Origin of the sequence: Nitratireductor aquimarinus, assembly GCF_017255295.1 — a bacterium.
GTDB classification, from domain to species: domain Bacteria; phylum Pseudomonadota; class Alphaproteobacteria; order Rhizobiales; family Rhizobiaceae; genus Nitratireductor; species Nitratireductor aquimarinus.
On record NZ_JAFKDE010000009.1, the window covers coordinates 49,069 to 61,492 of the forward strand.

Sequence of the window (12,424 nt, forward strand, 5' to 3'; positions counted from 1 at the left end):
ATCAGAAAAAAATCCTATCTTGTGGTTCCATGAAGCCGCACGATCTGCTCCACCCGCGTCCGGCAGGGCTTTATTGCCCGCCCGGCGATTTCTACATCGATCCCGTTCGCCCGGTGGAGCGGGCGCTCATCACGCATGGCCATGCCGACCACGCCCGCGCGGGCCATCGCCACGTGCTGGCGACAGGGCAGACACTCGACATCATGGAGCTGCGCTACGGCGCGGATTTTGCCGAAAGCCGGCAGGCCCTTGCCTATGGCGAGAAGCTTTCCATCGATGGTGTCACCGTCTCGTTTCACCCCGCAGGCCATGTGCTCGGCTCGGCGCAGATCGCGGTCGAGGCCAACGGGCTGCGCATCGTCGCCTCCGGCGACTACAAGCGCCATCCAGACGCCACCTGCGCACCATTCGAGCCGGTGCGCTGCGATGTCTTCATCACCGAAGCGACCTTCGGGCTCCCCGTCTTCGTCCATCCCGATCCGCTGAACGAGATCCGCAGGCTGACCGCCTCGCTTGCCCAGTTCCCCGAGCGCGCCCACATTGTCGGCGCCTATTCGCTCGGCAAGGCGCAGCGCGTCATCGGGCTCCTGCGCGCTGCTGGCCATGATGCGCCGATCCTCATTCACGGCGCACTGGCCAAGCTCTGCAACTACTATCAGGGTCAGGGCATCAAGCTCGGCGAACTCGCCCCGGCCACCGACGAGGAAGGCATTGTCGATCGCGGCGCGGGCCAGATCATCGTCGCCCCGCCTTCGGTTTTCGGCGAACGCTGGACGCGCCGTTTCGCCGACCCGCTCAATGTCTTCGCCTCCGGCTGGATGCGCATTCGCCAGCGCGCCAGACAGCGCGGCGTCGAGCTTCCGCTGATCCTGTCCGACCATGCCGACTGGAACGAACTCACCGCCACCATCCGCGAAACGGAGGCGGGCGAAGTGTGGGTGACCCATGGGCGCGAAGAAGCCATCGTGCGCTGGTGCGAGCTGAACGGCATCGCCGCGCGCCCGCTCAACCTTGTCGGCTATGAAGACGAGGCCGAATGATGCAGCGTTTCGCCGATCTCCTCGACCGTCTCGTCCTCACACCGTCGCGCAATGGCAAGCTGCGGCTTCTGGCGGATTATTTCCGCACCGTGCCCGATCCCGACCGGGGCTACGCGCTGGCCGCACTCACGGGCGGTCTGGATTTTCCGGCGGTCAAACCCGCCATGCTGCGCACCCTGATTTCCGAGCGCATGGATGAGGTGCTTTTCGCCTATTCCTACGATTATGTGGGCGATCTCGCCGAAACCATTTCGCTGGTCTGGCCCGCCTCCCACGACAGTGAGACCCCGCCGCCGGCGCTCTCCGAGATCGTCGAAACCCTCGCAAGGCTTGGCCGCGCCGAAGCGCCAACGGTCATTGCAGGCCTGCTCGACCGGCTCGACCCTTCCGCCCGTTTCGCGCTCATCAAACTGGCGACCGGGGGCTTGCGGATCGGCGTTTCGGCGCGGCTTGCCAAACAGGCGCTTGCCGCCTTTGGCGACAGGGATGTGGGTGAGATCGAAGAACTCTGGCACGGGCTCGAACCGCCCTATGAAACGCTTTTCGCCTGGCTTGAGGGCAAGGCCGAAAAGCCGGTCAGCGCCGCACGGGCGCTGTACCGCCCGGTCATGCTCGCCCACCCGGTCGGCGAGGGCGATCTCGAAAAACTCGATCCGGGCGACTATGCCGCCGAATGGAAGTGGGACGGCATCCGTGTGCAGGCGGCGTGCGAAGACGGTGTGAAACGGCTTTATTCGCGCACGGGCGACGATATTTCCGGCGCATTTCCCGATCTTTTGGCGGAATTCGATGCCGAAATGACGCTGGATGGAGAACTTCTGGTCGGAAATCCGGGCCTCAAAACCGGCACGTTTTCAGATCTGCAACAGCGCCTGAATCGCAAGACGGTCTCGAAGAAGATGCTCGCCGAATACCCCGTTTTTCTGCGCTGCTACGATCTTCTCCAGATCGGCGATGATGATCTGCGCGCCCTGCCCTTTGCCGAGCGGCGCGCCATTCTGCAAAACGAACTGCCGGCGCTTTCAGAACACCGGTTCGACCTGTCTCCCATGGTCGGCTTTTCAGGCTGGGAGGAGCTTGAGGAAAAGCGCCGCAATCCGCCGCATCCCGTCATCGAAGGGGTGATGCTGAAACGGCGCGATTCCGCCTATGTGCCGGGTCGCCCAAAGGGGCCGTGGTTCAAATGGAAGCGCGATCCGTTCACCGTCGATGCGGTCCTGATGTACGCCCAGCGCGGCCATGGAAAACGGTCAAGCTATTATTCGGACTATACATTCGGCGTCTGGAGAGGCCCGGACGACGCACCCGAACTGGTGCCGGTCGGCAAGGCCTATTTCGGCTTTACCGATGAAGAACTGAAGCTGATCGACAAATATGTGCGCGACAACACGGTGGAGCGTTTCGGCCCCGTGCGCTCGGTGCGCGCGGAGCCCGGCCATGGCCTCGTTCTCGAAGTCGCCTTTGAAGGGCTGAACCGCTCGACGCGCCACAAATCGGGCGTCGCCATGCGCTTTCCACGCATCTCGCGCCTGCGCTGGGACAAGCCGGCGGCCGAGGCCGACCGGCTGGAAACCCTTATGGCGCTTTTGGCGGACTAGCGGGCAGTCACTGCGTTGCGACCGCTGCCCGGATCGCGAAGATGTCGAGCGCCTTGCCGCCGCCCGTCACATCGGGAACGATGGTGATTGTGCCGCCGCCATTGGGCCGCTCATCCGGCAGCGTGACCTCGAACAGATAATCCGCCCGTGAGGGGCCAACCACATAGCGGGTGCGTCCGCAGCCGCCGAGCGCGCCGAAATTGCACGACAGCGAAAGCTGCGTTTCCTCGCCATCCTGCGAACGCGCCTCAATGCTGAAGATCGCGCTGCGGCCTGCCAGCGTTTCGAGAATGCCCTGCCCCACATCGAAGGTGACGCCGGCATTGCCCGCCGTGCTGATGCGCAGGAACACACGATCATCATTGCGCATGACATCCACATTGCCGCCATTGGACGCGGCGACCGTCGTCGGGTCGGTCGGATCGAACACGGTGATCCACTCGCCCGCAGCGCGGCTTGTGCCCGATGCGCCCTGCGTGCCCGTGGTCTCGTCGCTGCCCGTCGAGAACTCTTCTTCCTCAAGCGCCAGCGGCGGATTGGGAACGCTGGTGTCGCGTTCGGCGCTGGACATCAGGATGCCACTGGAAAACGTCCACCAGAGCCCCATGGCGACAAAGGCCACCAGGGTCGCCACGAGAAACAGCATGGCGTAGGGGCGGCGCTGCCTTGGCAGGGCCGCGCGAATGCGGCGCTTGGTTTCCGCATCCGACGGCTGGTCGGGTGCGGAAGGCCGGTCTGCGCGGTCGATCTGCGGCGTGAAATCGCTTTCGGCGCGCCGCACTTGTGCGCGACGCGGCTCGGGCGCCACTTGGGGCGCCACCTCGGGCGTCACCTGAGGCGAAGGCGCCTGACGCGGCGCGGGCCTCGGCTCCTGCCGCTGTGGCGCTTCGGGTTCCGGCGCGGCCGGGCGACGGGGCGCGGCTGCGGGAACGAATTCCGTTTCGATTTCGGTGATCGTCGCCTTCAGGTTCTCACGCCGGGCGAGTTTCGCCTCGTCCGAGAGATCCTCGCGTGCCTCAAGCGTGCGCTCCAGCGCGGCAAACGCCGAGCGGTAGACCTTCTCACGAAAGGACCGCTTGTCTGCGTCGCCCTTTTCGAACGCCTTTCTTATGGCTTTTTCTATTGCGTCCAAGGCTGGCTGCCCTCTTTGCCTGCTTTGCCCCATGGTTAACCGTTGGTGAGTATGCAATCAACGGTGATAACAAGGTGTGAACAATCCATCCTTCCGGCGCGACGCGCGGAAAACGGTTCACAAACCGCTCAAAACAAGGCCGGAGGAGACTGAAATGCGTGATTTCGCGCTCGAAGTTCATTTTTCCCGCTGGGAGTTCAATGCCCGGCATCACATGACCGCTTCGGACATGGAGAGCATGACGCTCGGCGAACTGACGCAGATGGCAGGGCCGGCGGCGCGCGAACAGCTCGACAGTCTCTGGCTCGGCTACACGGAAACCTGGGGCGCGCCTGATCTGCGCGAGGCCATCGCCGCCACCTATGACGGACTTTCCGCCAGCAACATTCTCTGCTTCGCCGGGGCGGAGGAAGGCATCTACGCCGCCATGCGGGTGATGCTCACGCCCGACGACCACGCCATCGTCTCGGTGCCCAACTATCAGGCGGCCGAGACCGTGCCGCTCGGCCTGTGCGCCGTTACCGGCGTGCCGCTTCTGGAAGACAAGAACTGGCGGCTCGACCTCGACGCAGTGCGCGCCGCGATCCGCCCCAACACAAAGCTCATTTCCGTCAACCTGCCCAACAACCCGACCGGCGCGCTGATGCCGCAGGACGATTTTGCGGAACTGGTGGAGATCTGCCGCGCGCATGATCTCTATCTTTTCAGCGACGAGGTCTATCGGCTTCTGGAGCGCGACGAGAGCAAGCGCCTGCCGCAGGCCGCCGAGATCTATGAGAAAGGCATCTCGCTCAATGTGATGTCCAAGGCCTACGGCCTGCCGGGCCTGCGCATTGGCTGGATCGCCAGCCCGGACACGGCGCTCCTGCTGAAATTCGAGCGCTACAAGCACTACCTCTCGATCTGCAATTCCGCTCCCAGCGAGCGTCTGGCGGTGATGGCGCTTTCGGTGAGCGACCGCATTCTTGAGCGAAACCGCGCGCTGATTGCCGAAAACCTGGAGAAGATGGACGCGTTCTTCGCCGACCATGCCGACCTGTTCGACTGGACACGGCCCGATGGCGGCTGCGTGGCCTATCCGCGTTACAGGGGCGCCGACGGCGTGGAAGCCTTCTGCCGCGATCTGGTCGAAGAGCAGGGCGTGCTGCTTCTGCCCGCCTCGGTCTATCACTCGGAGCTGATGGATGCGCCGGCCGGACGCTTCCGCATCGGCTTTGGCCGCCGGGGCATCGACGCGGGACTGACCGCGATGCGGGCCTTTCTCGAACGCCGTCACAACGGTGTTGCGGCCGGGTGAGGAGACGCCCGGCGCAAAAAATGCGACAAGGGTTCCCGGGACGCTTCGGGAGCCCGCAAGATCAAGGGTTCCCAACAAGGGGTGAGATGCTGTAGAAGTTTTGACGTTTACGAATACGTCAATTGAGGAGATAGCCAATGGCGCTTCCGGCCGTTTTCGACAAATTGCGTTTGCCCGTGGTCGGCGCGCCTCTGTTCATCATCTCGCATCCGCCGCTGGTGGTGGCGCAGTGCAAGGCCGGCGTGGTGGGCTCGTTTCCCGCGCTCAACGCCCGCCCCAAGGAGCAGCTCGACGAGTGGCTTTCGCAGATCACCGAAGAACTGGCTGCGCATGACGCACAGAACCCGGATCGTCCCTCCGCCCCCTTCGCGGTCAACCAGATCGTTCACCGGTCCAATGACCGGCTGGAGCATGACCTGAGGGTCTGCGTGGACCACAAGGTGCCAATCGTCATCACCTCGCTGGGCGCGGTCGAGGAAGTGAACCAGGCCGTCCACTCCTATGGCGGCATCGTGCTGCACGACATCATTCACGACCGCCATGCGCGCAAGGCGATCGAAAAGGGCGCTGACGGGCTGATCGCGGTTGCAACCGGGGCCGGCGGCCATGCAGGCACGCTCTCGCCCTTCGCGCTGGTGCAGGAAATCCGTCAGTGGTTTGACGGGCCGCTGCTTCTCTCGGGCGCCATCGCCAATGGCGGCGCGGTTCTGGGCGCTCAGGCCATGGGCGCGGACCTCGCCTATATCGGCTCACCCTTCATCGCCACCCATGAGGCGCGCGCCAGCGACGACTACAAGGAGATGATCGTCTCTTCGCGCGCAGCCGACATCGTCTATTCCAACCTGTTCACCGGCGTGCACGGCAACTATCTGAAGGGGTCCATCGTCAACGCCGGCATGGATCCCGACAACCTGCCGGAAGCCGACCCGTCGAAGATGAATTTCGCCAGCGCCGACGCAAAGGCCTGGCGCGACATCTGGGGCAGCGGACAGGGTGTCGGCGCGGTGAGCGAGATCACCGGCGCAGGCGCGCTGGTGGACCGGCTTGCGGCAGAATATGCCGCCGCAAAGGACCGGCTCTGCACACCGCGCTGAGACCAGATCCTGATCTTGGAGAGATCAGCCGTCGTCGCTCAGACTGTCCTGTAGCGACGAGACGATCTTCTCGAGCAACGCCAGATAGTGCGCGCGCTCCGCATCGGTGAGGGTTTCGAGCGCGAGGCCGTTCACAGCACCAACCGCCTGCCTGACACGCACCGCCTTTTCCATCGCATCCGGGGTCAACCCGATCAGCCGGCTGCGCCGGTCTTCCGGGTCGGCCCGTCTCTCGATCAGACCATCGCGCTCCATTCGCAACAGCGTTGCCGCCATGGTCGGCTGCTCGATGCCGGCGCTTTTCGTGAGCGCCTTCTGCGATAGCCAGGCTCCCTCACCCAGCGCGAAGAACACCGGCAGCATGCCGCTGGTCACGCCGATGTCCCTCAAATTGCGGTCGATGGCGCGCGCGAAAAGCCGCGCTGCCCAGTTCGTCATATAGCCTGCAGATCGTTCACGCCTGAAAGTCATTTATATAGCTTGCTATCCATTTATATTGCATGCTATGTATATTGCATCGACGGTATCCCCGCAAGGAGAAGGACCATGCGCTGGAAAAGCTCTGATGACCGCTATGGAGCGGTTGCGATTGCCATTCACTGGACAACGGCCGCGGCCATTGTCGGCATTCTGGCCTCCGGTTTTCAGGCGGCAGACGCGATGGAGGCGGCAGACAGGCTCGCGCTTCTGCGCATCCATGCCACGCTTGGCATCTTCGTTGTGCTTTTGACGCTGATGCGGATCGGCTGGTGGTGGCTGGGCGATGCCAAACCGGCCGATGCCGCCGGCACGCCGCGCTGGCAGGCGCGAGCCGCGCATATCGTGCACGGCCTGCTTTACGTGATCATTCTTGGCATGGGAGCCAGCGGCATCGGCATGCTGGCGCTCTCCGGCGCGGGCGCGACCCTTTTTGCAGGCGCCACGACGCCGCTGCCGGACTTCACCACCTATCTGCCGCGCGCGCCGCATGGTCTGGGAAGCCGGCTTCTGATCGCGCTTCTGGCATTCCACACCGCCGCCGCGCTCTACCACCATTTCGTCATGCGCGGCGGGCTTCTTGGGCGCATGGGGCTGGGGCGCTAACGCCCCGCTCACACGCCGCCGGCCAGAACGCACCGGCGATGGCAAAGGCGTTTAACCCGGCAGGCCCTCCAGCCGGGTTACCTCATCCAGCCCGTCATCCCAGTTGGCGCGGCTGGAAAGACAGATATGCGCGTTCGGGCGAATATCGACCGGTGTGTCGAGGCTGCCCGCAGGCACGACGAGAAGTGCGCCATCCATCTGGATGCCTGGAACTGCCGAGCCGCATTCGCTGCAGAAGCTTTTTTCATGCCGGCTTTCGGGCACCCGGTAAGTCTTGATCCGGTCTTCTCCTGACAGCCAGGTGATCTTCGCCACGGTGGAGAATAGATTGGCTGCATGCGCCGACCCGGTATCCTTGCGGCAACGGGAGCAGTGACAAAGAAAGAAGCTCTCGAACGGGCCGGAAATCTTAAATTTGACTGCCCCGCACTGGCAGGAACCCTCGTTCTTCTGGGTCATATACTCACTCATCTCTTTTTGAAGCGGCCGTGTCTCTATCACAAAGCGCCCGTGCGCGCATCCAGATGCACGCCGACCGCATGAGCGGCCATCGCCCCAGGGCGGCTCCGGCGCTTCAATCGCTGCTGTGCGCTGTCAGAAAACCGTCATCTCTTCGACATGCAGGTTTCATCCGCACCCGTTAGGCGAATGACCAACAAGGGCGACAAGCCCACGGAAGAGCCGCAACAAGGCGCTTAACGGGAAGAGCACATGCTTGAAATTCGTCAGGTCACCCGTCGTTTCGGGCCAAACACGGCCGTGCGCGACGTGGAACTGAAAATCGAACAGGGCCAGATGGTCGGTGTCATCGGTCGCTCAGGCGCTGGCAAATCGACGCTTCTGCGCATGATCAACCGCCTGATCGATCCGTCCGAAGGATCGATCTTCTTTCAGGGCAGGGAAGTCTCGGCGCTGAAAGGCGCGGAACTGCGTCGCTGGCAGCGCGACTGCGCGATGATCTTCCAGCAGTTCAACCTGGTGCCGCGCCTCGACGTGCTCACCAATGTTCTGCTTGGCAGGCTCAACCACCGCTCCACGGTGCTCAACCTGCTCAACATGTTCACGCGGGAAGAGCGCATTCAGGCGATTGCAGCGCTTGAGCGCCTCGACATCGCCCAGACGGCGCTGCAGCGCGCCGGCACGCTTTCCGGCGGCCAGCAGCAACGTGTGGCGATTGCCCGTGCGCTCATGCAGGAGCCGAAGGTGATCCTCGCCGACGAGCCGATCGCTTCGCTCGATCCGCTCAACGCCAAGGTGGTGATGGATTCGCTCGCCGACATCAACGCCCGCGAAGGCATCACCGTCATCACCAATCTGCACACGCTCGACACGGCGCGCGCCTATTGCAACCGCATCGTCGGCATGGCCAAGGGCGCGGTGGTTTTCGACGGCCCGCCCGAGGCGCTGACCAGCGAAGCGGTGCGCACCATTTATGGCGGCGAGGAAGGCGCGGAACTTTCCGAAGCCATCACCTCCACCAGCATCAATGTTCCGGCTCCGCAGCCGGCAAGGAAATCGACCGGTCAGGCTCAACCGGCACTCGCCGCCGTCTGATCCACGGGATCGTCTCGCCCGCGTAACGGGCTCCACCTGCTTGAAACCCCGCCGGCAAGGCCGGCACCCAAATGGAGAGACATCATGTTCAAGAAAGCTCTTATGGGCGCCGTTGCGCTCACCGCGATCATGGTTGGCGGCGCACAGGCCGAAGATCTGAAAGAGTTCCGCATCGGCATTCTCGGCGGCGAAAACGAAGCCGACCGCCTGCGCAATTTCTCCTGCATCGTCGACAAGCTCCCCGAGGTTCTGGGCGTCGAGAAGGTCGCCCTGTTCCCGGCTGCCGACTATGACGGCGTGATCCAGGGCCTGCTGGGCGGCACGCTCGACTATGCCGAGCTCGGCGCTTCGGGCTATGCAAAGGTCTATCTGGAAGATCCGGAGGCCGTTGAGCCGATCCTCACCACGGTGCAGACCGACGGCTCGACCGGCTATCACTCGATCATGGTGGCCCGCAAGGATTCCGGCATCGCAACGCTGGAAGACATGAAGGGCAAGAAGCTCGGCTTCGCCGATCCGGACTCCACCTCCGGCTACCTCGTTCCTGCTGTCACGCTGCCCAAGGCAGTCAACGCTTCGGTTGAAGAGTTCTTTGGCGAGACCGGCTTCGGCGGCGGCCACGAGAACCTGGTTCTTGAAGTCGTGAAGGGCACGTTCGACGCCGGCACGACCTGGGCTTCGGGCGTTGGCGAGTTCTCCGACGGCTACACTTCCGGCAACCTGCACAAGATGGTCGAGAAGGGCATTCTCGACATGGACGATCTGGTTGAGCTCTGGAAGTCCCCGCTGATCCCGAACGGTCCGGTCGTGGTTCGCACCTCCATGGACGCCGACATGAAGAACAAGTTCAAAACCTTCATGATGGAAATGCCGGAAGCCGATCCGGAGTGCTTCGCAGCCATCCAGGGCGGCGACTACAAGGGCTACACCGAAGTGACGCCGGCATTCTACGAGCCGATCATCGACGCCCGTCGCTCCAAGATCGGTTCCTGATCCCTTTCCCGCAATCTGACGCGCCGCCGGCCTGTGCCGGCGGCGTTGTCGCACAGGCGTGCCAAACATGACAGCAACGACCCATTCCCCGCTTCTTTCCGAAGCCGGCCAGGCCGTGGAGCGCCACTGGCGCGAACTGGCCGGACGCCGTCGTCTCTACACCATTGGCGGCATCGTGTTCATGGTTCTCGCCATGAGCGGTTCGCTCTGGTTTGCCAATGAATCGAACGCCGGCAAGTTCTTCGACCGACTGCCCTATCTGTTCGATTTCGTGGGACAGATGATGCCGCGCGATGGCTGGGAAATCTGGCGCGCCCTGTTCGACCTGCCCTCGCCCTATGACGATGGCAGCCTGAAATACAATTATCCCGACGGGCGGATCTATCTCACCGAGACGCTCTATCTGCCCGAATATTTCTACAAGATGCTGGAGACCATCAACATTGCGCTGGTTTCCACGCTGATCGGCTTCGGCCTTGGCTTCGTTCTGTGCTTCCTGGCCGCATCGAACCTGACGACGCGGCGCTGGCTGCGCTTCTTCGTGCGCCGTTTCATGGAAGTGCTGCGCGCCTTCCCCGAGATCGTGATCGCCGGCTTCTTTCTGGCCGTGCTGACCATCGGGGCAGTGCCCGCCATCATCGCGGTGTCGATCCACACGGTCGGCGCGCTTGGCAAGATGTTCTTCGAAGTGGTCGAGAACGCCGACATGAAGGCCGAGGAAGGCCTGCGCGCCGCCGGTGCCAACTGGGTGGAGCGCGTCTGGTTCTCCATCGTACCGCAGGTCATGCCCAACTTCCTGAGCTACGCACTGCTGCGTCTGGAAATCAACGTGCGCGCCTCCACCATCATCGGCGCGGTCGGCGGCGGCGGCATCGGCGAGGCGCTGCGCCTCTCGATCAGCCGCACGCATGAAGCCAAGACGCTCGCCATCATCCTTCTTCTGTTCTGCACCATCGTCGCGGTCGACCAGCTTTCGGCCTGGCTGCGCGGCCGCATTGTCGGCAAGCAGGCATTCGAATTCGGCCGGGGAGGCTGATCATGACCGAGATCGAAGCCAACGCCATCGCCGCGCGCCACGCGGATGTGTTTCACCGTCCGCTGATGGAGCGCCTGCGCGGCGTGATCATCATCACCGCCATCGCCCTCTACATGGTCTTCGCCTGGTGGTTCTTCGCCATCGGGCAGGTCATCTCCAACGGCAACTGGGACATTGCGGGCAGCTATCTGGCCGACTGGGTTTCCTATGAAATCCGCCCGGACATCGAATATGACGGCGATGCGCTGGATGTTTCCTTTCCGCGCTTCTCGCCGCTCGGCAGCGACCCAAGGCCGGAATGGCTGACGACCGAGACCGCCATGGTCGAACGCCGCGTGGCGGCAAGCGCTGCGGCGGGCAACGCCACGGGCGGCGCGACCAGCGGAGCCGGTTTCCTCGGCTCGCTCGACGCCGAACCGGCCAAGAAGGAAGACGGTGGTTTTCTGGGCGCGATGGCCCCCTCTTCCACCACCACGGAAAGCCCCGGGACCGAGGCGGAAGCTGCGCCGCAGGCTCCCGCGACGACGCGTGAGGAAGCCGTGGTCAGCGCCGACATCTCCTTCGGCGGCGACACGCATATCCGCGTTCAGCCGGGCTTCGTGACCGTGACCCACAGGGGCGAAACGCTGGAACTCGACATCGAGGAGCGCGTCAGCGTCAATGCACGCGGACCGCTGCCCGAGTGGGCAAGCCAGCGCGCGCCGGGCGCGAAGGTGATCGTACGCTTCGGATTTGCCGGACGCGCCGAGATCGAGGATGACGAAGTGAAAGTGCGCCGCCGTTTCATCGGCTGGGAGAACTTCTTCTTCGACACCCGCTCGCCCTATTGGGACATGTCGGCCGGCGAGGTTCTGGGAACGATCTTCTTCGGCGACCGCATCGAGGCGGACCGCTCCAACCTGTCGCTCGCCTGGAACAATTTCGTCAACAATGCCGACTGGCAGCATGGCGATGTGTGGCTGAAGCTGCTGCAGACCATCGTCATGGCCTTCGCCGGCACGGTGCTGGCGTCGATGCTGGCCTTCCCGCTGGCCTTTGCCGCAGCCCGCAACATCATGCCCAACCGGGTCGTCAATCAGGTGCTCAAGCGCTTCTTCGACTTCCTGCGCTCGGTGGACATGCTGATCTGGGCGCTGTTCTTCACCCGCGCCTTCGGGCCGGGACCGCTGGCCGGTATCTCGGCGATCTTCTTCACCGACACCGGCACGTTCGGCAAGCTCTACTCGGAAGCGCTGGAGAACATCGACGACAAGCAGCGCGAGGGTGTGCGCTCCGTCGGCGCGGCCCCTGCTTCGGTCCAGCGCTATGGCGTGGTGCCGCAGGTTCTGCCGGTCTTTTTGAGCCAGGCGCTCTATTTCTGGGAGTCCAACACCCGCTCCGCCACCATCATCGGCGCCGTTGGCGCCGGCGGCATCGGCCTCAAGCTCTGGGAAGCGATGCGCACCAATCAGGACTGGGAAAACGTGGCCTACATGGTCATCCTGATCCTGCTTGTCGTATTCGTCTTCGACAACATCTCCAACCTTCTGCGTCAGCGTCTGATCGGCAGGCAGCCGTGAAGAGGATGACGCAGGGGAAATTGGCTGCTAGCCTTCGC

12 protein-coding genes are annotated in these 12,424 nt (G+C 63.5%); 9 read left to right on the plus strand and 3 right to left on the minus strand.

The window, feature by feature from the left end; translation table 11 throughout:
- The first annotated feature begins 29 nt into the window (after window positions 1-29).
- The gene (locus JYP46_RS16145) at window positions 30-1,040 is read left to right on the plus strand and encodes a ligase-associated DNA damage response exonuclease (RefSeq protein ID WP_206548693.1); all 1,011 of its coding nucleotides are present in this window, start codon (window positions 30-32) and stop codon (window positions 1,038-1,040) included.
- The gene (locus JYP46_RS16150) at window positions 1,040-2,638 is read left to right on the plus strand and encodes a cisplatin damage response ATP-dependent DNA ligase (RefSeq protein ID WP_206548805.1); all 1,599 of its coding nucleotides are present in this window, start codon (window positions 1,040-1,042) and stop codon (window positions 2,636-2,638) included. The genes JYP46_RS16145 and JYP46_RS16150 overlap by 1 nt, the downstream gene beginning before the upstream one ends.
- Before the next feature lie 7 nt (window positions 2,639-2,645).
- Here the strand turns inward: JYP46_RS16150 and JYP46_RS16155 are convergent, their stop codons facing one another.
- Window positions 2,646-3,770: a hypothetical protein gene (locus tag JYP46_RS16155; protein WP_206548694.1), complete on the minus strand. Its 1,125-nt coding sequence runs from the start codon at window positions 3,768-3,770 to the stop codon at window positions 2,646-2,648.
- Window positions 3,771-3,924: 154 nt separating this feature from the next.
- Between JYP46_RS16155 and JYP46_RS16160 the strand changes: the two genes are divergently transcribed.
- A complete protein-coding gene (locus JYP46_RS16160; RefSeq protein WP_206548695.1) occupies window positions 3,925-5,067 on the plus strand; it encodes an aminotransferase class I/II-fold pyridoxal phosphate-dependent enzyme in 1,143 nt (380 codons plus the stop codon).
- 137 nt (window positions 5,068-5,204) lie between these two features.
- Complete coding sequence (locus JYP46_RS16165; protein WP_113153978.1) at window positions 5,205-6,161, plus strand: NAD(P)H-dependent flavin oxidoreductase; 957 nt, start codon at window positions 5,205-5,207, stop codon at window positions 6,159-6,161.
- A 24-nt stretch (window positions 6,162-6,185) separates the two neighbouring features.
- On the opposite strand, the gene JYP46_RS16170 is transcribed toward JYP46_RS16165, so the two are convergent.
- Window positions 6,186-6,599, minus strand: a complete 414-nt coding sequence (locus tag JYP46_RS16170; RefSeq protein WP_222474190.1) for a MarR family winged helix-turn-helix transcriptional regulator — start codon at window positions 6,597-6,599, stop codon at window positions 6,186-6,188.
- A 108-nt stretch (window positions 6,600-6,707) separates the two neighbouring features.
- Here JYP46_RS16170 and JYP46_RS16175 point away from each other — a divergent pair, with 108 nt between their 5' ends.
- Window positions 6,708-7,244: a cytochrome b gene (locus tag JYP46_RS16175; RefSeq protein ID WP_206548697.1), complete on the plus strand. Its 537-nt coding sequence runs from the start codon at window positions 6,708-6,710 to the stop codon at window positions 7,242-7,244.
- Between the two features lie 51 nt (window positions 7,245-7,295).
- Here JYP46_RS16175 and JYP46_RS16180 read toward each other — a convergent pair whose 3' ends face one another.
- Window positions 7,296-7,703: a GFA family protein gene (locus tag JYP46_RS16180; protein ID WP_206548698.1), complete on the minus strand. Its 408-nt coding sequence runs from the start codon at window positions 7,701-7,703 to the stop codon at window positions 7,296-7,298.
- A gap of 252 nt (window positions 7,704-7,955) precedes the next feature.
- Between JYP46_RS16180 and phnC the strand changes: the two genes are divergently transcribed.
- The 4 genes from phnC (at window position 7,956) to phnE (JYP46_RS16200) (ending at window position 12,386) form a co-directional block, all read left to right on the plus strand.
- Window positions 7,956-8,798, plus strand: a complete 843-nt coding sequence (phnC, locus tag JYP46_RS16185; protein WP_206548699.1) for a phosphonate ABC transporter ATP-binding protein — start codon at window positions 7,956-7,958, stop codon at window positions 8,796-8,798.
- Between the two features lie 84 nt (window positions 8,799-8,882).
- Window positions 8,883-9,791 carry a phosphonate ABC transporter substrate-binding protein gene (phnD, locus tag JYP46_RS16190; RefSeq protein ID WP_206544479.1) on the plus strand — a complete coding sequence of 303 codons (909 nt, stop codon included), beginning with the start codon at window positions 8,883-8,885 and terminating at the stop codon, window positions 9,789-9,791.
- A 67-nt stretch (window positions 9,792-9,858) separates the two neighbouring features.
- The gene (gene phnE, locus JYP46_RS16195; protein WP_206544478.1) at window positions 9,859-10,827 is read left to right on the plus strand and encodes a phosphonate ABC transporter, permease protein PhnE; all 969 of its coding nucleotides are present in this window, start codon (window positions 9,859-9,861) and stop codon (window positions 10,825-10,827) included.
- Between the two features lie 2 nt (window positions 10,828-10,829).
- Entirely contained in the window at window positions 10,830-12,386 is a 1,557-nt protein-coding gene (gene phnE / locus JYP46_RS16200) for a phosphonate ABC transporter, permease protein PhnE (RefSeq protein WP_206548700.1), read from the plus strand.
- The last annotated feature ends 38 nt before the right edge of the window (window positions 12,387-12,424 follow it).

What these genes read in the sequence shown, in the direction of transcription:
- JYP46_RS16145 (WP_206548693.1), top strand. Translation starts at nt 30, where the DNA reads ATGAAGCCGCACGATCTGCTCCACCCGCGTCCGGCAGGGCTTTATTGC.
- JYP46_RS16150 (WP_206548805.1), top strand. Translation starts at nt 1,040, where the DNA reads ATGCAGCGTTTCGCCGATCTCCTCGACCGTCTCGTCCTCACACCGTCG.
- JYP46_RS16160 (WP_206548695.1), top strand. Translation starts at nt 3,925, where the DNA reads ATGCGTGATTTCGCGCTCGAAGTTCATTTTTCCCGCTGGGAGTTCAAT.
- JYP46_RS16165 (WP_113153978.1), top strand. Translation starts at nt 5,205, where the DNA reads ATGGCGCTTCCGGCCGTTTTCGACAAATTGCGTTTGCCCGTGGTCGGC.
- JYP46_RS16170 (WP_222474190.1), bottom strand. Translation starts at nt 6,599, where the DNA reads ATGACGAACTGGGCAGCGCGGCTTTTCGCGCGCGCCATCGACCGCAAT.
- JYP46_RS16175 (WP_206548697.1), top strand. Translation starts at nt 6,708, where the DNA reads ATGCGCTGGAAAAGCTCTGATGACCGCTATGGAGCGGTTGCGATTGCC.
- JYP46_RS16180 (WP_206548698.1), bottom strand. Translation starts at nt 7,703, where the DNA reads ATGACCCAGAAGAACGAGGGTTCCTGCCAGTGCGGGGCAGTCAAATTT.
- phnC (WP_206548699.1), top strand. Translation starts at nt 7,956, where the DNA reads ATGCTTGAAATTCGTCAGGTCACCCGTCGTTTCGGGCCAAACACGGCC.
- phnD (WP_206544479.1), top strand. Translation starts at nt 8,883, where the DNA reads ATGTTCAAGAAAGCTCTTATGGGCGCCGTTGCGCTCACCGCGATCATG.
- phnE (WP_206544478.1), top strand. Translation starts at nt 9,859, where the DNA reads ATGACAGCAACGACCCATTCCCCGCTTCTTTCCGAAGCCGGCCAGGCC.
- phnE (WP_206548700.1), top strand. Translation starts at nt 10,830, where the DNA reads ATGACCGAGATCGAAGCCAACGCCATCGCCGCGCGCCACGCGGATGTG.